Below are 25170 nucleotides of genomic sequence, written 5' to 3' on the forward strand. Positions count from 1 at the left end.
CTCGTGCAGTCGAAACACCGCATGCGCTGCGCGCCCGGACCCTCACCCCAACCCCTCTCCCGGAGGGAGAGGGGCTAAGAGCCATCCAATCGAGGCCGGCTTTTCCTTCTCCCTCCGGGACCATGGCCCCCTTTTTGGGGGAAGGTGCCCCGAAGAGGCGAATGAGGGTTCGGGCGGAGCCTCGTGCAGTCGAAACACACCGCATGCGCTGCGCGCCCGGACCCTCACCCCAACCCCTCTCCCGGAGGGAGAGGGGCTAAGAGCCATCCAGTCGAGGCCGGCTTCTCCTTCTCCCACCGGGACCATGGCCCACTTTTTGGGGGAAGGTGCCCCGAAGGGGCGGATGAGGGTTCGGGCGGAGCCTCGTGCAGTCGAAACACCGCATGCGCTGCGCGCCCGGACCCTCACCCCAACCCCTCTCCCGGAGGGAGAGGGGCTCAGCCATGCTTACCCGGAAACAGTGTCGAAGCTGACGCCTCACCCAGGACGCTGCTCACTCGCCTGCGCTCACTCCGGGCGCAGGCGCAGCGCCAGGCGGCGGTTGACCTTTTCCAGGCGCGCCAGCGAGTCCTCCACCGACATGCCGACCGCTTCGTGGGTGGTGATGTGCGCGCGCAGGTGCGCCGGATCGTCCAGGTCGCCGCGCACCAGGAACACGTTCTCGCCATCCTCCACGTCGCCGATCTCGCGGCTGAGCACCACGTGGTCGACCTGGTCGAAACCGTATTCCTTGGCCAGCGGCAGCAGCCGCGCCACCATGCGCTCGCTGATCGCATCCGGCGCGCGCCCACAGGCGGCGTCCAGCGCGTGCACGCCCTCGCGGATCTGCGCGTACAGGAGATGGTCCGGATGCTCCGGGTGATCGGGCCCGGGCACGGGCTCGCGCACCACCGCGCGCGGTGGCTGGATCGGGGCTCTGTCGCCGGGATCGGACGAATTCGGACTCATGGCATCCTCCTGTGATGCGCCAGCAAATCGCCGCACCTTAGCGGCAAGCGCGCGCCAGGCTCAAGCGGGTGCGCAGTGTGCGGCATGCGCCGCCAAGGTCCGCTGAAGATCCGTCGGCGCTTCAGGCCTGGCCGGCGCGGCGCGCGGCGACCTTGGCCAGCGCCGCCCAGTCGAGGTCGCCATCGCCGTGCGCGATCGCCTCGATGAAGGCATCGCGCAGCACCGCCGCCAGCGGCATCGGCACGTGCCGGGTCTCGCCGGCGTTCAGGGCCAGGCGCACGTCCTTCAGGCCCAGCGCGGCCTTGAAGCCGGCCGGGCTGTAGCGCTGTTCGGCGATCATGCCGCCGTAGGTCTGGTAGGCCGGTGCGGCGAACACGGTACTGGTGAGCATGTCGAGGAACTCGGCCGCTTCCACGCCGTGCCCGCGCACCAGCGCCGACGCCTCGGCCATGGTGCCGATGGCGCTGGCCAGGCACAGGTTGGCGGCGAGCTTGACCGCGTTGGCCTGTTCCGGCGCGGTGCCGAAGTACCAGGTCTTGCGCCCGATGACATCGAGCAAGGGCTGCACCCGCGCCAGCGCCGCGGCGTCGCCGGCGGCGAGCAAATTGAGCTGGCCGGCCGCGGCCACCTCCACCCGCCCCAGCACCGGCATCGCCAGGTAGGCGACGCCGCGCTCGGCATGCAGCGCGTGCAGTTCGCGCGCCAGCGCCACCGAGATCGTGGCCATGTTGACGTGCACGCTGCCGGCGGTGAGCGCGTCCAGCGCGCCGCGATCGAGCAGGGTCTCGCGCACCGCGGTGTCGTCGGCCAGCATCGAGAACAGCACCGGCCCGCGCACCGCATCGGCCGGTTGCGCGGCCTGCTGCGCGCCGGCCTCGAGCAGGGGCTGCGCCGCCGCGGCGCTGCGGTTCCAGACCGTCAACGCATGGCCGGCGCGCAGCAGGTTGAGCGCGATCGGCTGGCCCATCGTGCCCAGGCCGAGAAATCCAATCGTCGTCATTGCAGGCTCCCTGAAGGAATCGAAATGGAGGACGCCACCAGCGCGCGCGGCGCGCCGGTCAGGCGTCGAACACGCCGCGCGCCGCATGCGGCTCGCAACGCAGGTATTGCGGCGACGGGCGTACCCGCGCGCCCAGCGCGGCGGCCGCGTGCCACGGCCAGCGCGGATCGTAGAGGATGCCGCGGGCCAGCGCGATGGCATCGGCACGGTCCTCGGCGAGGATGGCCTCGGCCTGCTGCGGCTCGGTGATCAGGCCCACTGCGATCACCGGCATGCGCACCGCACGGTGCAGCGCCTCGGCCAGCGGCACCTGGTAGCCGGGCGCCACCGGAATGCGCTGACGCCGGTCCAGCCCGCCGCTGGATACGTGCAGATAATCGCAGCCCTGCGCCTGCAATGCCTGCGCCAGCGCCTCGCTCTGCGCCAGGTCCCAACCGCCGTCGACCCAGTCGGTGGCGGAGATGCGCACGCCCACCGCGATGCTCGGCGCCACCGCGGCGCGCACCGCCGCATGCACGCGCAGCAGCAGGCGCATGCGGTTCTCCAGGCTGCCGCCATAGGCATCAGCGCGCTGATTGCTCAGCGGCGACAGGAACTGGTGCAGCAGGTAGCCGTGTGCGGCATGCAATTCGATCAGCTCGAAGCCGAGTCGCTCGGCGCGCCGTGCCGACGCCACGAACGCCTCGACGATGGCGTCGATGCCGGCCAGGTCCAGCGCCTGCGGCGACGGGCCGTCGTCGGCGAATGCCTGCGCCGACGGCGCCACCGTCTGCCAGCCGTTCGGCTGCTCGGGCGCGATCGCGCCGCCGCCGTCCCAGGGCTTGTGCGTGGACGCCTTGCGCCCGGCATGCGCGAGCTGGATGCCCAGCGGCATCGGCGACCAGCGCCGTACCGAACGCAACACCGTGGCAAGCGCCGCCTCGGTGGCGTCGTCCCATAGGCCCAGATCGGCGTAGCTGATGCGCCCGCGCGGCTCCACCGCGGTCGCCTCCAGGATCAGCAGCCCGGCGCCGGACTGCGCCAGTTGGCCCAGATGCTGCACATGCCAGTCGCTGGCACGACCGTCCTCGGCCGAGTACTGGCACATCGGCGCGATCACGATGCGGTTGGACAACGACAGCGGCCCCAGCGCGAGGGGCGAGAACAAGTGACTCACGATACGGATCCATGGAAACGCCGCGCGCGGCGCGGGAAGCGGCCATTGCACTCCTGCCGCACAACGCGATCAACCACTGCCGATGGATCAGTTCGTGCCGGGATTCGGAACGCGCGCCGCTGCCGGCAGCAGGAACGCCAGCGCCTGCGCGCACGACTGCTCCACTTTCAGGCTCAGCAGATCGTCGCCGCGGGTGCGGCCCAGGTTGACCGCGGCGATCGGCAGGCCGGCCTTGGCCGCGGCCTGCACGAAGCGGAAGCCGGAATAGACCATCAGCGACGAGCCCACCACCAGTACCGCGTCGGCGCGCTGCAGATGCGCGAAGGCACTGGCCACGCGCTCGCGCGGCACGTTCTCGCCGAAGAACACCACATCCGGCTTCAGCACGCCGCCGCAGTACGTGCAAGCCGGCACCACGAAGCTGGCGAAATCCTCGCCCTCCAGGTCGGCATCGCCGTCCGGCGCCGGCGCGGCCTGCAGCGTCGCCCACTGCGGGTTGTGCTGCAGCAGGTGCTGCTGGAACGCCTCGCGCTGCATGCGCCGCTCGCAGCCCATGCAGCGCACCACGTCCAGGCGCCCGTGCAGGTCGATGGTGGCGCGGCTGCCGGCGGCCTGGTGCAAGCCGTCCACGTTCTGGGTCAGCAGCAGTTCGACCTGGCCGCGCGCTTCCAGCTGCGCCAGCGCGGCATGGGTGGCATTGGGCCGCGCATGGCCGAAGCGCGGCCAGCCGAGCAGGCTGCGCGCCCAGTAGCGCTGCCGCGTCGCCAGTTCGCCCATGAAGGCCTGGTAGGTCACCGGCTGCGCACGCTTCCAGTCGCCGGCGGCGTCGCGGTAGTCGGGAATGCCCGAGTCGGTACTGCAGCCGGCACCGGTCAGCACGAACAGGCGCCGATGGCGGTCGACGAACGCTTCCAGCGCGGACGCCGCCGGCGGTGCGGACGCGGCGTGATCCTGCAGCAACTGCGACATCGTGAAGGTCCCGGAGGTGGTGGAGGCGCACGCGACGATGGCGTGTCGGCTTCCTATCTAGGGGGTGGGCGGCAGCAACGCAAGCCCTGGCCGCCACGGCCGCTGAAGCGTTGCCGCGCGCATTGAAAGCCCGCTGGAAACTGGCTACTGTCCAGGGCGCGGCAGGATGCTCGGCGTTCACTGCACCCTGCTGGCCGCACGCCGCCTCCGTGAGGAATGCCATCCCTTCGCCGATTCCGTCTCGTGAGCCGCGTTTCCGATCCCACCCCGTCCCCGCTCGCCGCTGCCGCCAACGCCCCACTGCGGGTGGCGTTGCTGGAGGACGACGATGTGCTGCGCGACCGCGTGTTGCTGCCGGGCCTGCAGCGGCACGGCTTCGAGGTCACGCCGCTGCGCACCGCGCAGGCGCTGTGGGCGGCGCTGGAGGCGCAGCGTTTCGATCTGATCGTGCTCGACATCGGCTTGCCCGACAGCGACGGCTTCACCCTGACCCAGCAACTGCAGGAACGCCGCCCCGGCATGGGCATCGTCATCCTCAGCGGCCGCGGCGAGCAGCCGGATCTGGTGCGCGGGCTGGTCCAGGGTGCGGATGCGTACCTGATCAAGCCGGTGCAGATCGAGATCCTCGCCGCCACCTTGTTCAGCGTGGCCCGGCGCATGCTGCGGCCGAGCGCGCCGGCCAGCGAGGAATGGCAACTGCAGGACGACGGCTGGTGCCTGTTCGCGCCGGACGGGCAGGCGGTGCCGTTGACCGCGTCCGAACGCAAGGTGCTGCAGAGCCTGTGGCAGGCGCGCGGGCGCCTGGTCAGCCGCGATGCGTTGGTCGGCATGCTCGGCGGTAATGCCGGGCTGGAGATCGATCCGCACCGGCTGGACGCGTTGTTGCATCGGCTGCGGCAGAAAGTGCAGGAGCGCACCGGCAGCGCGCTGCCATTGCGCGCGGTGCGCGGCGAAGGCTATCTGCTCATGCCGCAGGAGCGTTGAGCCCGGCCAGCGGCAGGCGCAGCACGAAGCAGGTGCCGGCGCCGGGCGCGCTGCGCACCTGCAGGCTGCCATGCGCCTGTTGCGCCATCTCGAACGCCACCGTCAGGCCCAGCCCGGTGCCCTGCCCGGCCGGCTTGGTGGTGAAGAACGGCTCGAAGATCTGCCGTTGCACGGCCTCGCTCATGCCCACGCCGGTATCGGCGATGGCGATGGCGATGGCCTCGCCATCGCGGCGCAGTTGCAGCGAAAAGCAGCCGCCGCCGGGCATCGCATCGCGCGCGTTGGCGGCGAAGTTGAGCAGCGCCAGATCGAAGCGGCTGCGATCCAGGAACACCGGCGCCGCTTCGGTGGCCAGATCCAGACGCACCTGTACCGCGGCACCGAACAGTTGTCGCAGCATCGGCTGCAGGCTGCGCAGCGCTTCGCCGGCATCGAAGCGCTCGGGCACGCTCGCCTCGCGGCGACTGAAGCTGAGCAGCTTGCGGCTGACCGCCACGCCGCGATGCGCGGCCAGCGCCACGCCTTCCAGTGCATCGGCCAGCACCAGCGCATCGCGCGGCGGGTGATAGTCCAGTTCGTGCACGCAATGACGTTGCTCGGTGTAGCCGAGGATCGCACTGAGGATGTTGTTGAAGTCGTGCGACACGCCGCTGGCCAGCTGCTCCACCAGCTCGATCTTCTGCAGATGCAGCAGGCGTTGCTGCGCCAGGGTGCGTTCGCGCATCTCCACGCGCAGGCGCGCGGCGCTGCGCCGCGCACGCCACAGGCTCTCGCGCAGCGCGGCGACGGTGCGATCCAGCACCAGGGTGATCATCAGGTAGCTCAGCGCCAGCGAGGGCAGGTTCTGGAACGGGCTGCGGGTGCCGCGCGGGTCCTGGCCCCAGGGGCTTTCCATGCCCAGCCAGAAGATCAGTGGGATGCACAGGTACACCAGCCACAGCGCGCGGCGCCCGATCACCAGCGCGGCCAGGGTCAGCATCATCATCGGGTACGGATCGAAGGCCTGCAGCTGGTAGCCGAACGCCAGGTTGGCGGCGACCGCCGAGCACAGCACCACCGCGATGAACATGGCCGTGGCCTGTTTCAGCAAGCCGCGGCGGATCATCCAGACCCCGCCCCAGGCCGCGGCGGCGATCGCCGCATCGGTGCCCACGTCCACCGCCAGCTGCATCGTGCTCATCTCGATGCGCGGTGCGGTCAGCAGGTGGTAGAGCTTGTTGAGCGGGATCTCGCTGCCCAGGAACACGAACAGCACCTGCAGCGCGGGCGCGTTGCGACGGTCGAGCGGATCGGCGATCGGCACCCGGCGCAGCCACAGCGAGAGGCGCCGCCACAGCCGCGCGGCAAGCGCGACCGGCGCAGAGTGCGCACCCCATCTCACCCAGGCTCCCATGACGGTGAGTCTACCGTGAGGGAGACGTGAATTTGCGTGCATTGAAGGGGGCTGGGCTTGCGGCCTTAATCGGGCCTGACTCGTTGTCGGGACGACGCTCCCGGCCCCAGCCCGGAATCGACCATGCCTCTTCTGCCCAATGCCCTGCGCGCCGCCGTGCGCCCGCTGTCGTCGTCCTCGTCCATCCTGCCGCAGGCCTCTGACGGTCTGTTGACCGCCGCGTTGCTGCTCGCGCTGAGCCTGCCCTCGAGCGCTTTCGCGGTCACTGCCACGGCACCGACCGCGGCGACCCAGCCGCCATCGCAGGCGCCGCAGGGCAACGCCACCCCCACCGAGACGGACAGCGCCGACGCCGACGCGGCGCCGCAGGACGCCACCACCCAGGACGTGCAGCCCGGCACCCAGAACACCACCCACTACTTCCTGGCCGAAGGCTTGAACGACGGCAGCGACTACGCCAGCGCCGCCGGCCTGCGCGCGGTGGCGATGGGCGCACGCGCAGACGCCTCCGGCGCCTTCGCCATCGCGATCGGCCACCACACCGTCGCCTCCGACAGCGCCGCCATCGCCATGGGCGACGGCGCGGTCGCCAGCGGCACCTCGGCGATCGCGATCGGCGGCAGCTTCTTCGGCAGCACCTACGGCGACTCGGCCGGCGCGCAGAGTACCGGCTTCGGTTCCCTGGCCCTGGGCACGGCCGCCACCGCAACCGCTGACAGTGCCAGCGCGCTGGGCTGGAACACCAGCGCCAGTGGCTCCGGCGCCACCGCAGTGGGTGCCACCGCATCGGCCAGCGCCAAGTACGCCACCGCCAGCGGCTCCTCGTCCAGCGCCAGCGCCGAGCAGGCCAGCGCGTTCGGCTATGCCGCCAATGCCAGCGGCACCGGCGCCGTCGCCAACGGCGGCTACAGCGTCGCCTCCGGCTTCTTCGGCGTGGCGATGGGCTACACCGCCACCGCCAGCGGCGACGGCGGCATCGCGATCGGCGACAGCGCCTCGGCGGCCGGCCAGCAAAGCGTGGCGATCGGCGCCAGCAATGCAGGCGTGCCGGCGCAATCCAACGGACTGGGCGCGGTCACCGTCGGCGCCGGCGCCTGGGCGCTGTCCGACTACGGCACCGCGCTGGGCTTCGACAGCCATGCCGACGCGGACTACAGCATGGCGCTGGGCGCCTCCGCGCTGGCGACCAGCACCAATGCGCTGGCGGTGGGCGCCAGCTCCTTCGCCGACGGGCAGGACGCCAGCGCCTTCGGCGCCATCGCCAGCGCCAATGCCGCCGGCGCCACCGCGCTCGGCAGCGGCGCCTCCGCACTGACCGCGGGCAGCGTCGCGCTGGGCTACAACAGCGCCGCCACCGGCGCCAACAGCGTGGCCATCGGCGCCGGTTCGATGGCCGACCGCGACAATGCGGTCGCCTTCGGCAACGACGGTGCGCTGCGCCAGCTCACCTACATCGCCGCGGGCACCGCCGACACCGACGCGGTCAACGTGCTGCAGTTGCGTAGCATCGCCAGCGCGCTCGGCGCCGGCAGCGCGGTCGGCGGCGATGGCAGCTTCAGCGGCGGCAGCTACCTGATCCAGGGCCGCAGCTACGGCACGGTCGGCTCGGCGCTGTCGGCGCTGGATGGCGCACTGTCGGCGCTGGACACCCGGGTCGGCAGTGGTGCCGGCGGCGTGGCGGTGGGCGGCGGCGGCACCGGCGGCCCCAGCGTCGGCGCCGGCACCAATGCCGTGGCAGTGGGCGCGCAGGCCACCGCCAACGGCCAGAACGGCACGGCAATCGGCTCCAACGCGCTGGCCTACGGCCCCAACGACACGGCGCTGGGCGGCAACGCGCAGGTCAACGCCGACGGCAGTACCGCGGTCGGCGCCAACGCCAGCATCAGCGCCAATGCCACCAACGCGGTGGCGGTCGGCGAAAGCGCCACGGTCACGGCCGCCTCCGGCACCTCCGTCGGCCAGGGCGCGTCGGTCTCGGCGAACAATGCCGTGGCGATCGGCCGCGGCTCCTCCGCCACGCGCGCCAATACCGTCTCGGTCGGCAGCGCCGGCAACGAACGCCAGATCAGCAACGTCGCCGCCGGCAGCGCGGCCACCGATGCGGTCAACGTCGCGCAGATGCAGGCCGGCGACAGCGCCACGCTGAGCAGCGCCAACGCCTACACCGACAGCCGCATGGCCGGCTGGGACGACAACCTGACCAAGCTGCGCACCGACACCGACCAGCGCTTCCAGCACCTGGACCGGCGCATCGACCGGATGGGCGCGGTCAGCGCCGCCTATGCCGGCATGGCGGTGAACACCTCCGGCCTGGCCGGGGCCAACCGCATCGGCGTCGGCGTCGGCTCGCAGGGCGGCGAAAGCGCGCTGGCGGTGGGCTACCAGCGCGCGATCGGCAACCGCGCCAGCGTCTCGCTCGGCGGCGCCTTCTCCGGCAGCGAGAAGAGCGTGTCCGCCGGTGCCGGCTTCAGCTGGTGACACGACCGTAGGTGCCGCCCTTCCTTGATTTCCACGCCTTCGTCGATCTTCGCAGAGACACCGCCATGACCCATGCCACCCCGCTTTCCCGCAACCTGCTGACCCTGTCGCTGGGCCTGGCCCTCGCCGGCACCGCGCAGGCGCAGACCGCCCCGCGCTTCTCGGTCCTGGCCCAGGCCGCGCCCGGGCAATCCACCGTCTACGACGGCCTGATCGTGACCTATCGCGACGGCAGCAGCGCCGTCCGCGACACGCGCGCCGCCAGCGCCACGCTGAACCAGATCATGGCCGCGCGCAGCACCGCCAGCACCTGGACCAGCACCTACCGGCAGACCGCCCCGGCCTTGAACCGGGTGCGTCGCCTCGCCATCGGCGCCGACCTGGTGCGGCCCAGCCGCGCGCTGACGCCATCGCAGTTGCAGACGCTGATCGCCAGCCTGAAGGCCGACCCCGCAATCGCGCACGTGGAGCCCAACCTGGTGCTCAAGCCGGTACGCAGCGCCGCGCAGGCCACGGCCAGCGCGGCAAGCGCGGCAAGCGCACCGAACGATCCCGGCTACGCCGTGCAGTGGCACCTGCGCACGCCCGATGGCCACCTGGAAACTTTGGCGCCGGAGACCACCGGCTATCCCAACCGTGGCGGCATCGATCTGTTGCCGGCCTGGCAGTACGGCACCGGCCAGGGCGTGGTGGTGGCGGTGATCGATACCGGCATCACCGCGCATCCGGACCTGGACACCTCGCTGGCCAGCGCCGGCTACGACTTCATCAGCGATGCGCTGATGTCCGGCCGCGCCAGCAACGGACGCGTCGCGGGCGGCTGGGACACCGGCGACTGGACCACCGACGACAAGTACCTGGTCGCCAACGGCGGCTGTGCGCAACCGCAGGAACAGACCGACAGTTCCTGGCACGGCACCCACGTCGCCGGCACCATCGCCATGCGCACCAACAACGGCATCGGCATGGCCGGGATCGCGCCGGACGCGAAGATCCTGCCGATCCGCGCGCTCGGCCATTGCGGCGGCACCACCGCCGATATCGCCGATGCCATCGTGTGGGCCTCGGGCGGCCACGTCGACGGCGTGCCCGACAATGCCAACCCCGCCGAGGTGATCAACATGAGCCTGGGCGGCGGCGGCGCCTGCGCGCAGGATTCGGTCACCGCCAATGCCATCGCCAGCGCCATCGCGCGCGGCAGCGTGGTGGTGGTGGCCGCAGGCAACGACAACGCCGACGCCGGGGGCTATTCGCCGGCCAGTTGCCCGGGCGTCATCAACGTCGCCGCCACCGGCATCACCGGCGGTCGCGCCTACTATTCCAACTTCGGCAATACCATCACCCTGTCCGCGCCCGGCGGCGGCGTGTACGCCAACGATGCATCCAGCGGTGCGGGATCGGTGCGCACCGGCCTGGTCTGGTCCACCCTCAACAACGGCACCCATGGTCCGGACCAGCCGGCCTACGCCGGCTACGCGGGCACGTCCATGGCCTCTCCGCACGTGGCCGGCGTGGTCGCCCTGGCGATCAGCGCGGCGATCAACGCCGGCCGGCCGGTGCCGACGACCGCGCAGATGCGCGACATCCTGACCCAGACCTCCAACGTGTTCCCGGTGAAGCCGACGCTGCGCATCGGCGCCGGCATCCTCAATGCCGGCAAGGCGGTCGCGCGCGCTGCAGGCGCCAGCGGCGGCGGCGAGGAAGCCACCGCCACGACCATCGCGCGCGGCACGCAGAGCCGGCTGTCCGCCGCTACGGGCCAGGGGCCGCTGTACCGCCTGGATGTCCCGGCCAACGCACGCAACCTGCAACTGCGCACCTTGGGCGGTAGCGGCCAGCTCCGGCTGTACGTACGTGCGGTGCGCGCACCCAGCGCCGACGGCAGCGATGCCGACTACAGCTCGGTGCGCAACGGCACCACGCAGAACGTGCAGATGGCGCTGCCGGCGACCGGCAGCTACTTCTTCCGCCTGGTCGGCGGCAGCGGCGGCTACGCCAACGTGACCCTGTCGGTGAGCTACACGGAGTGACCGAACGCCACGGGCGCTGCCGCGGCGGCGCCCCTGTTCACGACGGGTTGGCGACCTCGATCAGGTTGCCGTCCGGATCGCGAAAGTACAGCGACAGGATCGGGCCGCGGGCGCCGGTGCGTTGCACCGGCCCGTCCTCGATCGGCACGGCGGCAGCGCACAGTTCCTCGGCCACCTGCGCCAGCGGCGTGGCGGTGAGAAAGCACAGATCGGCCGAGCCCGGCGTAGGCACCTGCGCCTTCGGGTCGAACGCGTGGCCATGCCGATGCAGGTTGATCTTCTGCGCGCCGAACGCCAGCGCCTTGCGGCCTTCGCCGAAGGTCACCACGCGCATGCCCAACACCCGCGCATAGAACGCGCAGGTGGCGTCGATGTCGGCGACGGTGAGGACCAGATGGTCGAGATGGTCGATCTGCATTGCGGAACCATCGTTGGATGACGGCAGCGCGGTTCACTCGCCGCGCGGCGGATGCGGCCCGAAGCGGCCGTAGGGGCGGCTGTCGTCGGCGCCGCGGCGCAGCACCTGCGCGGCGACCAGGCCGATGCCCAGCAACACCAGGCAACACGCGACCAGTGCGCTCCAGCCGCCGTGCTGCCACGCCGCACCGCTGAGCGAGCCGATCACGCTGGCGCCGGCGTAGTACGCCAGCAGGTACAGCGAGGCGGCATGGCCCTTGAACTGCCCGCCCAGGCGCCCGACCCAGGCGCTGGCCGCCGAATGCGCGACGAAGAAGCCGATGGTCAGCAGCACGATGCCGGCGATGACCGGCACCAGCGCATGCGCCAGGGTCAGCGCCACGCCGAGCGCCGCGGTGGCGATGCCGGCCAGCACCACCGGGCCGCGGCCGAACCGGTCCGACGCCGCGCCGGCCACCGATGAGGACACGATGCCGAACACGTAGGCGCTGAAGATCATGCCGAGCTGGCTCTGGCTCAGCCCGAACTCCGGCCCGCCCAGGCGGAAGCCGGCGTAGTTGTAGACGCTGACGAACACGCCCATCGCCAGGAACGGGATCGCGAACAGCCACGGCAGGTGGCGATCGCGCAGATGCCCGCCCCAGGCGCGCAGGTGGAAGCGCAGATTCACTCCCTGGCGGCGCACGAAGTGCCGCGACGGCGGCAGCAGCCACACGAAGCCGACCGCGGCCAGCAGATCCACCGTGCTCAGCGTGGCCAGCGCAACGCGCCAGTCGAAGTGGTCGGTGAGCATGCTCATGCCGATGCGGCCGACCATGCCGCCGAACGCATTGCCGGCCACATACAGCCCGGTGGCCGCGCCGAGCCGGCTCGCTGGCAGTTCCTCGGCCAGGTACACCATCGCCACCGCCGGCACGCCGCCCAAGGCGATGCCCGACAGCGCGCGCACCACCACCAGGGATCCCCAGTGCGGCAGGCACGACGCCAGCAGGTTGAGCAGCGCGGCCAGTGCGATCGACACGAACATCAGCCCGCGCCGGCCCAGCGTCTCCGACACTGCGCCGGCGCAGAAGATCGCGATCGCCAGGCCGCCGGTGGCCAGCGACAGCGGCAACGAGCTGGCCGCCGCGCTGAGCCCGAACTCGCGGGCGAACTCGGGCAGCAGCGGCTGCACGCTGTACAGCAGCGAGAAGGTGGCGAAGCCGGCCAGGAACAGCGCCAGGCGGATGCGCAACAGCGGCGCATCGTCCACGGCGTGCACCGGCGGGCATTGGCTGGAGGCGTTCACGGTGTGGGTCACGGCGGGAGACGGATGGCCAGTATTCGCCTGCCGCCACCCGGCGTCCAATATATGATATCCCCACTCTCCATATGCTCTGGATATGACATGGAACTGCGCCACCTGCGCTATTTCCTGGCCGTGGCCGAGGCCGGGCACTTCACCCGCGCCGCCGCGCAACTGGGCATCCAGCAACCGCCGCTGAGCCAGCAGATCCGCGCACTGGAGGAGGAACTGGGCACGCTGTTGTTCGTGCGCACACCGCGCGGCGCCGAGCTCACCGAGGCCGGCCGCGCCTTCCGCACCGAAGCCCGACGCGTGCTCGCCGACCTGGAGCGCGCCGGCGATGCCGCGCGCCGCGCCGCACGCGGCGAGAGCGGCGTGCTGCGGCTCGGCTTCACCGCCTCGGCCGCGTTCAACCCGATCGTGCCGACCCTGGTGCGCGGCTTCCGCCGCGGCTGGCCGGCGGTGACGCTGGCGCTGGAGGAGACCAACACCGCCGGCCTGCTCGCCGCGCTGCTGCAGGGGCGGCTGGATGCGGCCTTCATCCGCTACAGCGTGGCCACGCCCTCGGAACTGCAGTTGCTCAAGCTGCCCGACGAGCCGATGAAGATCGCCGTCCCGGCGGCGCATCGCCTGGCCAGACGCCACCGCGCGCCGCTGTCGGCGTTGGCCGGCGAACCGTTCATCCTGTTCCCGCGCAGCTTCGGCACCAGCCTCTACGACGAGATCCTCGATGCCTGCCGCCAGGCCGGCTTCGAACTGAAGATCGAACAGGAAGCGCCGCAGATGTCGTCCATCGTCAACCTGGTGGCCGCCGAACTGGGTGTGTCGGTCGTCCCCGCCTCGACCGCGCAGGTACAGTTGCCCGGCGTGCGCTACCTGGACATCGAAGGCCGCGTGCCGATGGCGCGACTGGCCTTGGCCGCGCTGCCGGCCACCGCGCAGGCGATGCCGATCGTGCGCCACCTGTGGCAGTTGGCGCAGGGGCATGCGGCGGGCAGGCGTGGGTAGGGGGCTGCACTCCCCTAGCAGCAATGCAGGAACGGCTTTAGCCCCGAAGGGCTTTACCGAGAGAGCTTATCCCTGCTAAAGCCACTCCTACCAGGAACACAAGCGCTCAACCCAGATGCGTGCGCACCGCTTCGTCGATCTTGGCCGGCGGCACGAAGCCGGGCACACGCGCCACTTCCTCGCCCTGGCGGAACAGCATCAGGGTCGGCGTCTGGCGCAGGCCCTGGGCGCGGAAGAACTCCTCGCCCACGTCTTCCATCTTCACCTTGAGCAGGGTCACGCCTTGCGCGCTCTCGCCCTCGGCGAAACGCTCCAGCGACTTGTCGAGCATGCGGCAGCCCGGGCAGTTGTCCTTGTTGAAATCGGCCAGCACGCGCGGATGCGCGGCGAGGGCATCGGCGAACTGTTCGGCACTGGAAACGGTGATGGTGGTGAGCATGGAACGAAACCTTGTCTGATGTCGGAAGAAGCCCGGCGTGCGATGGGGACGCCGGCGATGCCAGGAAAACAGATGAACGACGACGGCGTCAGCCGCTGCCATGCAACGGCAACACCCTCGCAGCGAAGCCAGCCGCGCCCGCGGGAGCGGACTCGGCAGCGGCCACCGGCACATCGCCTGCCAACGACGCGCGCGCCGCGCACAACGCCAGCACCTGCGCGCACCACGCGTCGATGGCCGCGTTGTCGCGGTCGCCGTGCGGCATCTGCTCGATCTCCAGCAATGGATAAACACTCTCGAAGAACCGCGCGATGCGCTTGACCGCCCCGCAGTAGTACTCCAGCCCCCACTGCGTCTCGCCGGTGCCGAACGCCGCCACTTCGATCGTCTTGCCTGTCGCCTCGACCAACTCGGCGATATAGCGCTTCATCTCCGCCGGCGTGCGCCCGGCGTTGTCGCTCCAACTGCCGAGCAGATGCAGGTCGAAGTCCGCCGCACGCGCGGCGTCGCCGAGCGCGCCCTGCAGCGTCTGCAGATCGGTGTGGATCCAGGTGACCGCGTGCCCGGCCGCCTCGCACTGCGCATGCACGCGGCGGGCGACGTCGCGGGTATTGCCGCTGAGCGAAGCGTAGGCGAGCAGGATACGCATGGGGCAGGGATTCGGGAGTGGGGATTCGGGATTCGTCAGAGCAGGATGGCGGTGCTTCACCAATCCCGAATGCCTGGCTTTTCAGCAGCCGAACGGCTGATCATCCCCAATCCCGGCCCTTCAAAGATCGTCGAAGCCGTTGTCCGAGTTGGTCTTCTTGTAGCTGGCGTTGCGCATCTCGAAGAAGTCGGTCTTGGTCTCGGTGAAGTTGTCGGCGTAGGCCTTGATCCACGGCATCACGTTGTCGCTGGCGCCGCTGTAAAGCTTCTCGATGCCGAGCATGCCGGACATCTTGTTGGCGCGGTACTTCACGTACTGGATCATCTCGTCCACGTCGATGCCCTCGATGCCGTCGAGCACTTCCGAGGACCACTCGGTCTCCAGGCGGATCGCATGCTCGAAGGCCTGGTGCACGTAGTCGGTCAGCTCGTTGGTCTGCAGCTCGGCGTTCTCGCCGATGATGGCGCGGATCAGCTCGCTGATGAACTTGGTGTGGGCCAGCTCGTCGCGGTTGATGAAGCTGATGATCTTGCCGGTGCCGGTCATGCGGTTCTGCCGCACCAGGTTATAGAAATACGCGAAGCCGGAATAGAAGTTGATGCCTTCCAGGATCGAGGACTGGATCAGCGAGCGTAGCAGGGTCTCTGCGGTCTTCTCGCGCATGAAGTCGTCGTAGGCCTGCATGATCGGCTGGTTGCGCGCGATGATGGTCGGATGCGTGCGCGCGATCTCGAACACGCGGTTCTGGTCGGCCAGGCCGGCGATCGAGGCCAGCACGTACGAGTAGCTCTCGTTGTGGATCACTTCCTGCTGGCCGATGATCGCGGCGTTGGCGTGCGCGGCCGGGTCGGTGATGTATTCGGCGACGTTGTAGATGAAGCGCGTCTGCGGCGAATCCAGCGTGGCCAGCAGGCCGATGATCGAGTCGTAGGCGTTCTTCTCGCGCGCCGACAGCTCCCCGTACTGCTTGGCATCGCCCTTCATGTCCACTTCGTCGGGGATCCAGAAGTTGGTCGACAGCTCCTTGTACGCCCGGTAGAAGGACGGGTACGGGATGTCGTTCCAGTTGAGGATGCCGCTGGTGGTGCCGTTGATGATGCCGGTGGAACGGTTGGGGTGCAGCGGTTCGAGGATCTTGATGCGGTCGAGCGCGATGGCCATGGATGTGCTTCGGTAGTCGGGTGAACGGCGCCGGCGGACGGCGCGGGAATGCGGGACGCGCGCGGCAGGTCGAGCCTGCCGCGCGGCGCGGGCGTCAGACGCCGGCGATCAGCTCGAGCACCACTCGCACTCGCTGATGTCGATGTCGTTGGAACGCACGTAGTAGGTGGTCTTCAGACCTTCCTTCCACGCGGTCATGTGCAGGTCCAGCAGGGTGCTGGCGCGGATGCCGCTGGGCACGTAGAAGTTGAAGCTGATCGACTGATCGACGTGGCGCTGGCGGCGCGCGTTCTGGCGCACGCTGGCGAACTGGTCGACCTTGTAGGCGCCCTTCTCGTAGTACGGATAGGTGTCCACGGTCAGCCCCGGCGCCACCACCGGACGGCGGAAGTCCTTCTTCTCTTCGTAGTAGAACGCGCTGTAGATCGGGTCGATCGACGCGGTGGAGCCGGCGATCTGCGCGGTGCTCATGTTCGGCGCCACCGCCACCATCCAGGCATTGCGCACGCCGTGCACGCTCACCTGCGCGGCCAGTTCCTGCCACTGCGCGCTGTCGTAGCCGCGCTTGGTGAAGTACTCGCCGTTCTGCCAGTCGCTGCCCTTGAACACCTTGTACGCGCCCTTCTCCTTGGCCAGCGCCAGGCTCGCCTGGATGGTCAGGTAGTTGATGCGCTCGTACAGCGAATCGCTGTACGCCTCGGCGTCCGGCGAATTCCAGTCGATGCCCTTCTGCGCCAGCAGGTGGTGCCAGCCGAAGGTGCCCAGGCCGATCGCGCGGTACTTCTGGTTGGTGATGGTGGCCTGCGGCACCGGCAGCTCGTTGAGGTCGATGACGTTGTCGAGCATGCGCACCTGGACGCGGATCAGCCGCTCCAGGATGTCCGGCGACAGCAGGTCCGGCTGCGCGGTGACCGCGCGGCCCAGGTTCACCGAGGACAGGTTGCACACGACGAAGTCGCCGGCCTGCTTGGTGGTGACGATCTGGTCGCCGCTGATCATCTCCTGGATGACCCGCGTCGGGCTCATGTTCTGCAGGATCTCGGTGCACAGGTTGCTGGAATACACCATGCCCTGGTGCTTGTTCGGGTTCATGCGATTGACTTCGTCGCGATAGAACATGAACGGGTTGCCAGTCTCCAGCTGGCTGACCATGATCCGCTTGAACATGTCGATGGCCTTGACCACCTTGCGGCCGATGCGCTCGTCGGCCACCACCTCCTCGTAGCGGGCGCGGAAGCTGCCTTCGCCGCGCTTCTCGTCGAAGAAGTCCTGCAGATACCAGCCCTTGACCTCCTTCACCTCGTGCGGGTCGAACAGGTACCACTCGCCGCGGCGCTCCACCGCTTCCATGAAGATGTCCGGCACGCACACCGCGGTGAACACGTCGTGCGCGCGCAGGCGCTGGTCGCCGTTGTTCAGGCGCAGGTCCAGGAACGCCTCGATGTCGCGGTGCCAGATGTCCAGGTACACGGCGATGGCGCCCTTGCGCTGGCCGAGCTGGTCCACCGACACGGCGGTGTTGTTGAGCTGCTTGATCCACGGCACCACGCCGCCGCTGGAGTTCTTCACGCCGCGGATCGCCGAACCGGAGGAACGCACGTAGCCCAGGTAGGCGCCGACGCCGCCGCCGTGCTTGGACACGCGCGCCACGTCGGTGTTGGAGTCGTAGATGCCCTGCAGGCTGTCGTCGACGGTGTCGATGAAGCAGCTCGACAGCTGCCCGCCGATCTTGCCGGCGTTGGCCAGGGTCGGCGTGGCCACGGTCATGTACAGGTTGGACAGCGCCCAGTAGGCCTCGCCGACCAGCTGCATGCGGCGCTCGCGCGGCTTCTCGTCCTGCATCAGGTACAGGGCGATGGTCAGCCAGCGCTCCTGCGGCAGTTCGTAGACCTTGCGCGAGTTGTCGGTGGCCAGGTAACGCGTGGCCAGCAGGTACAGGCCGTTGTAGGCGAACAGCTTGTCGCGCTCCGGATCGATCATGCGGCCGGCTTCGGCCAGTTCGTCCTTGGAGTAGTTCTTGAGGATGTCGATCGAGTACACGCCGCGGTCGGCCAGACTTTCCTGCAGGCCGACGTAGGAGCCGTACTTCTCGCCGGCATCGTAGAAACGGTTCTTGCTGGCGCGCTTGTACAGGCGGTCCAGGTACAGGCGCGCGGCGAAGTACTCCCACTCCGGCGTGGCGATGTCCACGCGCGACTCGGCCTCGCGGATCAGGTAGTCGACCATGTCGTCGGCCGACAGGCTTTCCTTCTTCTCGATGAAGGCGAAGGCCTTGCGCTCGTAGTCGCTCACGTCCAGCTGCGGGAACTCGGCGTGGATCCGGTCCAGGGTGCGCTGCAGGCGCGAGCGGTCGAAGGCCATGCGGCGGTTGCCGCCGTCCTTGACGATCCAGGTCACGGCGCGCTGGTCGTTGCTCGGCTCGCTGCTGGCCGTCGGCTTCGGCTGGGCAGTGGCGGCAGCGGTCGTGGGGTCGACGGCGGCGTCGACGGACGCGGTGGCCGGCAGGCTGTGGGTCTGGCTCATGAAGGTCTCCAAGCGTGGTGCACGCGGCCGCCCGACCCTCGCAGGCAGCGGTCCGACCGGGTTCGCAGGTGGGCAGGCGGTGTCGCGAAGACTGCAAACGGCGCAGGCACCGGGCCTGCGGGCGGTCAACGCTGCACCGACCCTCTCCCCCCGGAGAGCGCGCGGTCGGCGCCGCGCGGTGTGCTTCGCGCGGCTGTCGGCAGGTCTTCGGGCTGATGGGCAACGGCCGTGGCCGGTTCCTAGCCCGTCGCTTCCCAAGGCGGGCGCCTCAGTGCGGATGACGGGTTCGTTCCCAATTACCGCTGCGGGGCAGCGCCGGAGTTGGCGTTGGCACGCCGCACCGGCTTCCCTTTTGATCCCGCGGCTTGGGGCCGCTGGAACCGACCACCCCAAGATAGTGGGGTCGGTCGACGACGTCAACGCTAAATATGGGTGAAATTACGAAAACCTAAGCCTGGCAACGGTTTGCCGTCGACGGCCGATTCCGGCCCTGCCGCGGCGGCCGTTCGCGGCCGTGACGGGGTCGTGAAGCCGGCCGCAAACACGGGCGTTGGCGCCCCCGGACGACCCCGACACCGCCACCTCGCTTAGGGCCGGCACGGCACCACCGCGCCGCTGGCGTCGGTGCAGGTGCCGGTGTGGACGACACTGCCGTCCTGCACGCTGGTGCTGCCCTGGTAGCTGCCCTGCGTGCCATCGACGCTGCTCTGGCGGCTGCCGCTGAGCGTACCGTCGGCGGCCCGGGCCAGGCTGCCGCTGCTGCTCGCGCTGGCACCGTCGGCGCGCTGGACGCTGGCACTGCCCTGGCGGCTGGCACTGCCGTCGGCGTTGCGCTCGGCACGGCCCTGGCGCGTGGCGCTGCCGTCGGCCTGCCATTGGCGGGCGCGTTGCACGCTGCCGTGCGCGCCGCTGGCGCTGGCCTGCACGGCGGCGTGGCGGGCGCCCTCGGCGCCGCCGGCGGTGCGCGTGCGGGTGTGTTCGCGTGCCGGTGCACTGGGCGCGACCAGGACGCCGGCGGCCAGCGCCAGCAGCAAGGGAGTGATGCGACGGGACAGCGACATGGCGTTCTCCGATGACGGCAGCGGCGTGCTGCCGAGTGTCACCGTAGCCATGGCGCCGGCGCCGCGGGCGCCGCATCGGCCAGCAAATGTTGCCGAACGCCGCGGCGGAAACATCCGCTTACAGTTGCGTCGCGGCGGCCGTTGCCGCGGGGCCGCGGCGCAACCGATAGTGGCGTCCATGGACGATGCCGCGCCCGCTCCCCGCCTGCTGCTGGTCGACGACGACGACCGCCTGCGCGCCCTGCTGTGCCGCTACCTGGAGCGCCAGGGCTTCGCGGTCAAGGCGGTGGCCGACGGCGTGCAGCTGCAGCAGGCGCTGGCGCGCGGCCACTACGACCTGGTGGTGCTGGACCTGATGCTGCCCGGCGAGAACGGCCTGGAGATCTGCCGGCGCCTGCGCGGCCAGGGCGACGCCACCCCGATCGTGATGCTGACCGCCAAGGGCGACGAGATCGACCGCATCGTCGGCCTGGAGATCGGCGCCGACGACTACCTGCCCAAGCCGGTCAACCCGCGCGAGCTGCTGGCGCGGATCCGTGCGGTGCTGCGCCGTACCCGCCCGGGCGGGGCCGGCGCGCCGCAGCCGGACGGCGGGGAGATCGGCTTCGGCCGCTTCCGCCTGCACCTGGGGCGGCGCGAGCTGCGCCGCGACGGCGAACCGCTGAAGCTGACCACCGCCGAGTTCGCGGTGCTGTCGGTGCTGCTGCGGCACCCGCAGCAACCGCTGAGCCGCGACCGCTTGTCCAGCCTGGCGCACGGCCGCGAACACGAGCCGTTGGGGCGCAGCATCGACGTGATCGTCGCGCGGCTGCGCAAGCTGCTGGAGGACGACGTGCGCACGCCGCGGCTGATCCAGACCGTGTGGGGCGTGGGCTATGTGTACGTGCCGCCGGAGCCGCAGGCGTGAGCGCGCCGGCTTCCCGCGTCGCCGGCTGGCCGCGCAGCCTGTTCGGGCAACTGGCGCTGGTGATCGCGCTGGTGCTGGCCGGCGCCGGCCTGCTGGCGCTGCTGCTCGGCCGCGAACTGGCAGTACGGCCGGCAGCGCAGCAGCAACTGCGCATGCTGCACGGCTTCGCCAATGTCGCCGAGGCGCTGCAGCGCTCGCCGGCCGCTGCGGCGCTGACGCCGGCGTTGCGCGAGGCCGGGCTGCAACTGCGCAGCGCGCCGCCCACCGCCAGCGCCGCCGGCCCGCTGGCCGACGCGATGCAGCGCCGCGCGGCCGATCAGCTCGGCCCCGGGCGCGCGCTGCGCCGCGATGCCGACGGCACCCTGTGGCTGCAACTGGCCACGCCGACCCCGCTGTGGGTGGCGTTCTCCAGCCAGCCGCGCGAGCACGGCCTGCGCCGGTTCTCGATGGCGATGCTGGCCGGTTGCGCGCTGCTGGTCTGGCTGGCCGCTGCGCTGGTCGCGCGGCGCCTGGTGCGGCCGCTGCGGCAACTGGCGCAGGCCGCGCCGCACCTGGTCCGCGGCGAACAGGCCGCACCGATCGCCACCGGCGGTCCGCGCGAGGTCGCCGCGCTGGCGCAGGCGCTCACGGCGGCCAGCGCCGACGTGCGCCACGCCGCGGCCGAGCGTGCGCTGCTGCTGGCCGGCATCTCCCACGACCTGCGCACCCCGCTGACCCGGCTGCAGTACGCGCTGGCGCTGCTGCCGCAGGTGGAGCCGGAACTGCGCGAGGGCATGGAGCGCGACATCGGCGAGATCGACGCGATCCTGGCGCAGTTCATCGCCTACGCCCGCGACGGCCGCGACGAACCGGCCGTCGCCCTGGACCTGGTCGACCTCTGCCGGCAGGCGCTGGGCGCGGCGCAACCCGGCTGGGAGGCCGTCCTGCCCGCGCAGGCGCCGCTGCACGGGCGGCCGCTGGCGCTGCAGCGCGCGCTCGGCAACCTCATCGGCAATGCCGAACGGCATGGCGCGGCGCCGTTCCAGCTGCGCCTGCACGGCGACGGCGGCGATGGCTGGCGCATCGAGGTACGCGACCACGGCCCCGGCCTGGACCCGGCGCTGGCCGCACGCGCGCCGCAGCCGTTCGTGCACGGCGGCCATGGCGGCAGCGGACTGGGCCTGGCGATCGTCGAGCGCGTCGCCCGCCAGCATCGCGGCGCGTTGCTGCTGCAGCCCATCGCCCCACACGGCCTGTGCGCCATCCTGCATCTGCGCCCGGCCTGAACCCGGCGCGCGCCGACGCCCGCACGCGTCGGCCGCGCCACGCCCCTCCTCGCCGTCCTCCATGGAGTGATCCGCCCATGCGCCTGTCCCGCCCCTCGCCCACCCACGGCCTGCTCGCCCTGATGTTGCTGCTGCCGTTGCTCGCCGCTCCCGTCCACGCCCAGGACGGACGCCTGCGCGCACGCCTGCTGCAGCGTCTGCAGGGCGACCGCGCCGACACCGCGCGTGCGCCACTGCCCGCCGGCGCGCAGGTGCTGCGCGACGTCGCCTACGGCCCAGACCCGGCGCAGCGCATGGACGTGTACCTGCCGGCCGGCGCGCGCCAGGCGCCGCTGCTGGTGATGGTGCACGGCGGCGGCTGGGCCGACGGCGACAAGGACAACCCCGGCGTGGCCGCCAACAAGGTCGCGCACTGGCTGCCGCAGGGCCATGTGCTGGTGTCGGTGAACTATCGCCTGCTGCCGCAGGCCACGCCGCTTGCGCAGGCAGAAGACGTGGCGCGCGCGGTCGCCCGGATCCAGCAACTGGCGCCACAGTGGGGCGCCGATCCGGCGCGGCTGGTGCTGATGGGCCACTCGGCCGGCGCGCACCTGGTGAGCCTGCTGAACCTGTCGCCGGACCTGCTGGCGCAGGCCGGGGCGCGCCGACCGCTGGGCACGGTGGCGCTGGACAGTGCGGCGATGGACGTGGAGCAGGTGATGCAGCAACGGCATCTGCCGCTGTACGACCGCGCGTTCGGCAGCGTGCGCAGCGACTGGATCGCCGCCTCGCCGTACCACGTCATGGGCGCCAGCGCGCCGCCGCTGCTGGCGGTGTGCTCCAGCCGCCGTGCCGATGCCTGCGCGCAGGCGCGCCACCTGGCCAGCAAGGCCGGCGCCCGCGGCATCCGCGTCGAGGTGCTGCCGCAGGATGCCAGCCACGCCGAACTCAACCGCGACCTGGGCCTGCCCTCGGCCTACACCGCGGCGGTGGACGCGTTCCTGCACACGCTGCGCTGAGCGCCGCGCGCAGCTTCCGCGGCCGGCAACGCGCTCAGGCCACCATGCACTGCTGCAGCAGCAACGGCAGCGCCACCGCGGCGCTGTCGCGCCAGTGCAGATCCGCACGGGCCGACAACGCACTGGGTTCGGGATTGATCTCGACCACGCAGGCGCCGCGCTCCTTGGCCTGCAGCGGCAGGCTGGCGGCCGGATAGACCAGGCCGGAACTGCCGATCACCAGCACCAGGTCGGCGGCGTCGGCCGCGCTCTGCGCGCGCGCCCACTCCGCCGCCGGCAGCGCCTCGCCGAACCACACCACGCCCGGGCGTACCGTGCCGCCGCAGGCCGCGCACACCGGCGGCACCAGGCGCTGGCTGGGCGTGTGCACGTCGATCGGCGGCAGCAAGCCGCGCCAGGGCTGGCCGCAGTCGCTGCAGCGCAGCGCCGACAGGCGGCCGTGCACGTGCGCGGCGACCTCGCTGCCGGCGCGCTGGTGCAGGTCGTCCACGTTCTGGGTCACCAGGGTGGTGTGGCGGACCTCGGCCAGGCGCGCCAGCGCCAGGTGCCCGGCGTGCGGCTGGGCCTGCGCCACGATCGCCATGCGCCAGCGGTACCAGCCCCAGACCAGGGCGGGGTCGGCACGCCAGGCGTCCTCGGTGGCCAGTTGCTCGGGATCGAAGCGCGACCACAGGCTGTCGTCCTGGCCACGGAAGGTCGGTACCCCGCTCTCGGCGGACATGCCGGCACCGGTCAGCACCAGCAGACGGCGTGCGCCCTGCAGGAAAGCGGCGACGGTCTCGGCGTTGTAGGCGGAACTGAGCATGGCGCGCCCGATTTGATCAAGCTCACACTATTGCACCCCCGCGGGGTGGTCTCAATGTGCGTGGCAACACGCGCGGCGCCCACAACGCGAACGGGCGGCCAGTGGCCGCCCGTGGTGTGTCGCCCTGGACCGGCGCAGGCGCCGGCCCGGACATCGCGCTGGTTCAGTCGAGCACGACCAGCTTGACGTCGATGTTGCCGCGGGTGGCGTTGGAGTACGGGCACACCTGGTGCGCCTTCTCCACCAGCGATTCCAGCGTCGCACGCTCCAGGCCCGGCGCGGCGATGCGCAGTTCCACGGCGATGCCGAAGCCGCCCGGGATCTGGCCGATGCCGACATGACCCTCGATGCTCGTCTCGGCCGGCAGCGCCACCTTCTCCTGCCCGGCGACGAACTTCAGCGCACCGATGAAGCAGGCCGAGTAGCCGGCCGCGAACAGCTGCTCCGGGTTGGTGCCGTCGCCGCCAGCGCCGCCCAGCTCGCGCGGGGTCGACAGCTTGACGTCCAGCGCCTTGTCCGGGGTGGCGGCGCGGCCGTCGCGGCCCCCGGTGGCGGTGGCAGTGGCGGTGTAGGCGATGGTGGTCGGTGAAGCCATGGTGGTTCTCCTTGGAGGGCGGCGCCGCGGCGCCATGGGGTAGAGGGAAGTGCGTAGAGGGAAGTGCGAGATCGGGACGGGAATCGGTCAGGCCGCGGCCTGCAACTTGCCGCGGACCTCTTCCAGGTCGTGCTTGAGCCGGGTCAGTTGCTGCAGGTCGCAGGCGACCGCGCACAGCACGCCTTCCGGCACCGCCTGCGCGCGTGCGCGCAGCGCCTGGCCGTCGGCGGTCAGCGCGATCAGCACGCGGCGCTCGTCCTCGGCGGCGCGGCTGCGGGTCAGCAGACCGATCGCCTCCAGGCGCTTGAGCAACGGGGTCAGCGTGGCCGAATCCAGGAACAGCTTCTCGCCGATGTCCGAGACGCTGCGCTGGTCCTGCTCCCACAGCACCAGCATCACCAGGTACTGCGGATAGGTCAGGCCGAGGTCGCGCAGCAGCCCGCGGTAGAGCTTGTGCATGGCCAGGTTGGCCGAATACAGCGCGAAGCACAGCTGGGTATCCAGCTTCAGCAGGGCGGTGGCGTCGGGGGCAGAGGTACGGTCCATGGGCACCATATTACATAGCGCGCTATTTAATAGCAAGCGATATTTTTGCCTACCTACTCCTCGCTGAAGCCGGCGCCGCCCTCCCCCTCGTGCTGCGAGCGACGCAGGACTACGCTGCGCGCAACTCGAGGAGCTTCCGCATGCGCGCATCGTTCCTGCTGCTGGCCGCGCTCGGCGTTGCCCCCTTGGTGCCCAAGGCCGTGCCCAACACCCTGCCCGACGGCCCGGTGCTGATCGGTGCCGGCGCCGACGCACTGGCCCGGGAAACCCGTCGCCAGTGCCCCGGCGTGCCGACCGACCGGCTCACCCCGGCCGATCTGCTCGATGCCGAGGAGACGTTTCGCGATGGGCTGTCCGCGGCGCAGCGCCAGGCCATGGACCGGCAATTGCCGCAGGACGGCGCGTCGGGGACGGCGCGCTGCGCACACAGCGCAGGCGGCGCCGGTTGCCCGGCGGCCGCCTATCTGGAAGAGATCGCCGGCGCGGGCCTGATGCCGCGCTTCGTCGCCGGGCTGTGTGCGCCCGGCGCGGTGCGCTGAGCGTCCGCAGACGC

General features: G+C 70.9%; 23 protein-coding genes and 1 riboswitch. Of the genes, 8 read left to right on the top strand and 15 right to left on the bottom strand.

Features of this window, described 5'->3' with window-relative positions; genetic code table 11:
• Positions 1 to 507: 507 nt before the first annotated feature.
• The 4 genes from SLW55_RS05685 to SLW55_RS05700 all read right to left on the bottom strand — a co-directional run bounded on the left by SLW55_RS05685 (position 508) and on the right by SLW55_RS05700 (position 4073).
• Complete coding sequence (locus SLW55_RS05685) at positions 508 to 948, bottom strand: XVIPCD domain-containing protein (RefSeq protein WP_017908683.1); 441 nt, start codon at positions 946 to 948, stop codon at positions 508 to 510.
• A 121-nt stretch (positions 949 to 1069) separates the two neighbouring features.
• Positions 1070 to 1948 (bottom strand): NAD(P)-dependent oxidoreductase, encoded by an 879-nt coding sequence (locus tag SLW55_RS05690; RefSeq protein WP_320744798.1) that lies wholly within the window; start codon positions 1946 to 1948, stop codon positions 1070 to 1072.
• A 58-nt stretch (positions 1949 to 2006) separates the two neighbouring features.
• Positions 2007 to 3104, bottom strand: a complete 1098-nt coding sequence (locus tag SLW55_RS05695; protein WP_152239010.1) for an NADH:flavin oxidoreductase/NADH oxidase — start codon at positions 3102 to 3104, stop codon at positions 2007 to 2009.
• Positions 3105 to 3191: 87 nt separating this feature from the next.
• The gene (locus tag SLW55_RS05700; protein ID WP_267124028.1) at positions 3192 to 4073 is read right to left on the bottom strand and encodes an NAD-dependent protein deacetylase; all 882 of its coding nucleotides are present in this window, start codon (positions 4071 to 4073) and stop codon (positions 3192 to 3194) included.
• 243 nt (positions 4074 to 4316) lie between these two features.
• Between SLW55_RS05700 and SLW55_RS05705 the strand changes: the two genes are divergently transcribed.
• On the top strand, positions 4317 to 5057 hold the full coding sequence (locus SLW55_RS05705) for a response regulator transcription factor (protein WP_152236666.1): 741 nt from the start codon (positions 4317 to 4319) through the stop codon (positions 5055 to 5057).
• Here the strand turns inward: SLW55_RS05705 and SLW55_RS05710 are convergent.
• Positions 5038 to 6438: an ATP-binding protein gene (locus SLW55_RS05710; protein WP_320744799.1), complete on the bottom strand. Its 1401-nt coding sequence runs from the start codon at positions 6436 to 6438 to the stop codon at positions 5038 to 5040. The genes SLW55_RS05705 and SLW55_RS05710 overlap by 20 nt on opposite strands.
• Positions 6439 to 6573: 135 nt before the next feature.
• Here SLW55_RS05710 and SLW55_RS05715 point away from each other — a divergent pair, with 135 nt between their 5' ends.
• Positions 6574 to 8928: a YadA-like family protein gene (locus tag SLW55_RS05715; protein ID WP_267093079.1), complete on the top strand. Its 2355-nt coding sequence runs from the start codon at positions 6574 to 6576 to the stop codon at positions 8926 to 8928.
• A 65-nt stretch (positions 8929 to 8993) separates the two neighbouring features.
• Positions 8994 to 10958, top strand: coding sequence for a S8 family peptidase (locus SLW55_RS05720; RefSeq protein ID WP_320744800.1), 1965 nt, complete (start codon positions 8994 to 8996; stop codon positions 10956 to 10958).
• A gap of 37 nt (positions 10959 to 10995) precedes the next feature.
• Here the strand turns inward: SLW55_RS05720 and SLW55_RS05725 are convergent, their stop codons facing one another.
• Together SLW55_RS05725 and SLW55_RS05730 are read right to left on the bottom strand one after the other, a co-directional pair.
• Entirely contained in the window at positions 10996 to 11376 is a 381-nt protein-coding gene (locus tag SLW55_RS05725; protein ID WP_267098812.1) for a VOC family protein, read from the bottom strand.
• A gap of 33 nt (positions 11377 to 11409) precedes the next feature.
• Positions 11410 to 12663 carry an MFS transporter gene (locus SLW55_RS05730; RefSeq protein ID WP_017908688.1) on the bottom strand — a complete coding sequence of 418 codons (1254 nt, stop codon included), beginning with the start codon at positions 12661 to 12663 and terminating at the stop codon, positions 11410 to 11412.
• A gap of 99 nt (positions 12664 to 12762) precedes the next feature.
• On the opposite strand from SLW55_RS05730, the gene SLW55_RS05735 reads away from it, so the two are divergent.
• The gene (locus SLW55_RS05735; RefSeq protein ID WP_267098813.1) at positions 12763 to 13668 is read left to right on the top strand and encodes a LysR family transcriptional regulator; all 906 of its coding nucleotides are present in this window, start codon (positions 12763 to 12765) and stop codon (positions 13666 to 13668) included.
• Positions 13669 to 13774: 106 nt separating this feature from the next.
• Here the strand turns inward: SLW55_RS05735 and SLW55_RS05740 are convergent, their stop codons facing one another.
• From SLW55_RS05740 to SLW55_RS05760, 5 genes are all read right to left on the bottom strand, one after another.
• On the bottom strand, positions 13775 to 14107 hold the full coding sequence (locus SLW55_RS05740) for a thioredoxin family protein (protein WP_017911175.1): 333 nt from the start codon (positions 14105 to 14107) through the stop codon (positions 13775 to 13777).
• Between the two features lie 88 nt (positions 14108 to 14195).
• Positions 14196 to 14756, bottom strand: coding sequence for a flavodoxin (locus SLW55_RS05745; RefSeq protein ID WP_152236672.1), 561 nt, complete (start codon positions 14754 to 14756; stop codon positions 14196 to 14198).
• Between the two features lie 120 nt (positions 14757 to 14876).
• Positions 14877 to 15917 carry a ribonucleotide-diphosphate reductase subunit beta gene (locus SLW55_RS05750; protein WP_010340146.1) on the bottom strand — a complete coding sequence of 347 codons (1041 nt, stop codon included), beginning with the start codon at positions 15915 to 15917 and terminating at the stop codon, positions 14877 to 14879.
• A gap of 108 nt (positions 15918 to 16025) precedes the next feature.
• Complete coding sequence (locus SLW55_RS05755) at positions 16026 to 18440, bottom strand: ribonucleoside-diphosphate reductase subunit alpha (protein WP_320744801.1); 2415 nt, start codon at positions 18438 to 18440, stop codon at positions 16026 to 16028.
• A gap of 180 nt (positions 18441 to 18620) precedes the next feature.
• Positions 18621 to 18840, bottom strand: a riboswitch (cobalamin riboswitch).
• A gap of 187 nt (positions 18841 to 19027) precedes the next feature.
• The gene (locus SLW55_RS05760) at positions 19028 to 19501 is read right to left on the bottom strand and encodes a hypothetical protein (RefSeq protein ID WP_320744802.1); all 474 of its coding nucleotides are present in this window, start codon (positions 19499 to 19501) and stop codon (positions 19028 to 19030) included.
• 178 nt (positions 19502 to 19679) lie between these two features.
• Between SLW55_RS05760 and ompR the strand changes: the two genes are divergently transcribed.
• From ompR to SLW55_RS05775, 3 genes are all read left to right on the top strand, one after another.
• Positions 19680 to 20408 carry a two-component system response regulator OmpR gene (gene ompR / locus SLW55_RS05765; protein ID WP_267098816.1) on the top strand — a complete coding sequence of 243 codons (729 nt, stop codon included), beginning with the start codon at positions 19680 to 19682 and terminating at the stop codon, positions 20406 to 20408.
• Positions 20405 to 21673 (top strand): ATP-binding protein, encoded by a 1269-nt coding sequence (locus SLW55_RS05770; RefSeq protein ID WP_295942154.1) that lies wholly within the window; start codon positions 20405 to 20407, stop codon positions 21671 to 21673. The genes ompR and SLW55_RS05770 overlap by 4 nt, the downstream gene beginning before the upstream one ends.
• Positions 21674 to 21750: 77 nt before the next feature.
• Positions 21751 to 22671, top strand: coding sequence for an alpha/beta hydrolase (locus SLW55_RS05775; protein ID WP_320744803.1), 921 nt, complete (start codon positions 21751 to 21753; stop codon positions 22669 to 22671).
• A gap of 34 nt (positions 22672 to 22705) precedes the next feature.
• On the opposite strand, the gene SLW55_RS05780 is transcribed toward SLW55_RS05775, so the two are convergent.
• From SLW55_RS05780 to SLW55_RS05790, 3 genes are all read right to left on the bottom strand, one after another.
• The gene (locus tag SLW55_RS05780) at positions 22706 to 23476 is read right to left on the bottom strand and encodes an NAD-dependent deacylase (protein WP_267083955.1); all 771 of its coding nucleotides are present in this window, start codon (positions 23474 to 23476) and stop codon (positions 22706 to 22708) included.
• Between the two features lie 163 nt (positions 23477 to 23639).
• Positions 23640 to 24071, bottom strand: coding sequence for an organic hydroperoxide resistance protein (locus SLW55_RS05785; protein ID WP_017908249.1), 432 nt, complete (start codon positions 24069 to 24071; stop codon positions 23640 to 23642).
• An 87-nt stretch (positions 24072 to 24158) separates the two neighbouring features.
• The gene (locus SLW55_RS05790; protein ID WP_017908250.1) at positions 24159 to 24617 is read right to left on the bottom strand and encodes a MarR family transcriptional regulator; all 459 of its coding nucleotides are present in this window, start codon (positions 24615 to 24617) and stop codon (positions 24159 to 24161) included.
• Positions 24618 to 24757: 140 nt separating this feature from the next.
• Between SLW55_RS05790 and SLW55_RS05795 the strand changes: the two genes are divergently transcribed.
• Complete coding sequence (locus SLW55_RS05795; RefSeq protein ID WP_267098819.1) at positions 24758 to 25156, top strand: hypothetical protein; 399 nt, start codon at positions 24758 to 24760, stop codon at positions 25154 to 25156.
• Positions 25157 to 25170 lie beyond the last annotated feature (14 nt).

This window comes from Xanthomonas sp. LF06-19, assembly GCF_034105425.1.
Lineage (GTDB): Bacteria > Pseudomonadota > Gammaproteobacteria > Xanthomonadales > Xanthomonadaceae > Xanthomonas_A > Xanthomonas_A sontii.

Excerpts from the sequence above, each read along its gene's own strand:
- SLW55_RS05780 (WP_267083955.1), bottom strand. The coding sequence starts at position 23,476 with ATGCTCAGTTCCGCCTACAACGCCGAGACCGTCGCCGCTTTCCTGCAG.
- SLW55_RS05725 (WP_267098812.1), bottom strand. The coding sequence starts at position 11,376 with ATGCAGATCGACCATCTCGACCATCTGGTCCTCACCGTCGCCGACATC.
- SLW55_RS05750 (WP_010340146.1), bottom strand. The coding sequence starts at position 15,917 with ATGGCCATCGCGCTCGACCGCATCAAGATCCTCGAACCGCTGCACCCC.
- SLW55_RS05745 (WP_152236672.1), bottom strand. The coding sequence starts at position 14,756 with ATGCGTATCCTGCTCGCCTACGCTTCGCTCAGCGGCAATACCCGCGAC.
- SLW55_RS05720 (WP_320744800.1), top strand. The coding sequence starts at position 8,994 with ATGACCCATGCCACCCCGCTTTCCCGCAACCTGCTGACCCTGTCGCTG.
- SLW55_RS05740 (WP_017911175.1), bottom strand. The coding sequence starts at position 14,107 with ATGCTCACCACCATCACCGTTTCCAGTGCCGAACAGTTCGCCGATGCC.
- SLW55_RS05795 (WP_267098819.1), top strand. The coding sequence starts at position 24,758 with ATGCGCGCATCGTTCCTGCTGCTGGCCGCGCTCGGCGTTGCCCCCTTG.
- SLW55_RS05715 (WP_267093079.1), top strand. The coding sequence starts at position 6,574 with ATGCCTCTTCTGCCCAATGCCCTGCGCGCCGCCGTGCGCCCGCTGTCG.
- SLW55_RS05690 (WP_320744798.1), bottom strand. The coding sequence starts at position 1,948 with ATGACGACGATTGGATTTCTCGGCCTGGGCACGATGGGCCAGCCGATC.
- SLW55_RS05790 (WP_017908250.1), bottom strand. The coding sequence starts at position 24,617 with ATGGACCGTACCTCTGCCCCCGACGCCACCGCCCTGCTGAAGCTGGAT.
- SLW55_RS05755 (WP_320744801.1), bottom strand. The coding sequence starts at position 18,440 with ATGAGCCAGACCCACAGCCTGCCGGCCACCGCGTCCGTCGACGCCGCC.
- SLW55_RS05785 (WP_017908249.1), bottom strand. The coding sequence starts at position 24,071 with ATGGCTTCACCGACCACCATCGCCTACACCGCCACTGCCACCGCCACC.
- SLW55_RS05775 (WP_320744803.1), top strand. The coding sequence starts at position 21,751 with ATGCGCCTGTCCCGCCCCTCGCCCACCCACGGCCTGCTCGCCCTGATG.
- ompR (WP_267098816.1), top strand. The coding sequence starts at position 19,680 with ATGGACGATGCCGCGCCCGCTCCCCGCCTGCTGCTGGTCGACGACGAC.
- SLW55_RS05735 (WP_267098813.1), top strand. The coding sequence starts at position 12,763 with ATGGAACTGCGCCACCTGCGCTATTTCCTGGCCGTGGCCGAGGCCGGG.
- SLW55_RS05685 (WP_017908683.1), bottom strand. The coding sequence starts at position 948 with ATGAGTCCGAATTCGTCCGATCCCGGCGACAGAGCCCCGATCCAGCCA.
- SLW55_RS05700 (WP_267124028.1), bottom strand. The coding sequence starts at position 4,073 with ATGTCGCAGTTGCTGCAGGATCACGCCGCGTCCGCACCGCCGGCGGCG.
- SLW55_RS05760 (WP_320744802.1), bottom strand. The coding sequence starts at position 19,501 with ATGTCGCTGTCCCGTCGCATCACTCCCTTGCTGCTGGCGCTGGCCGCC.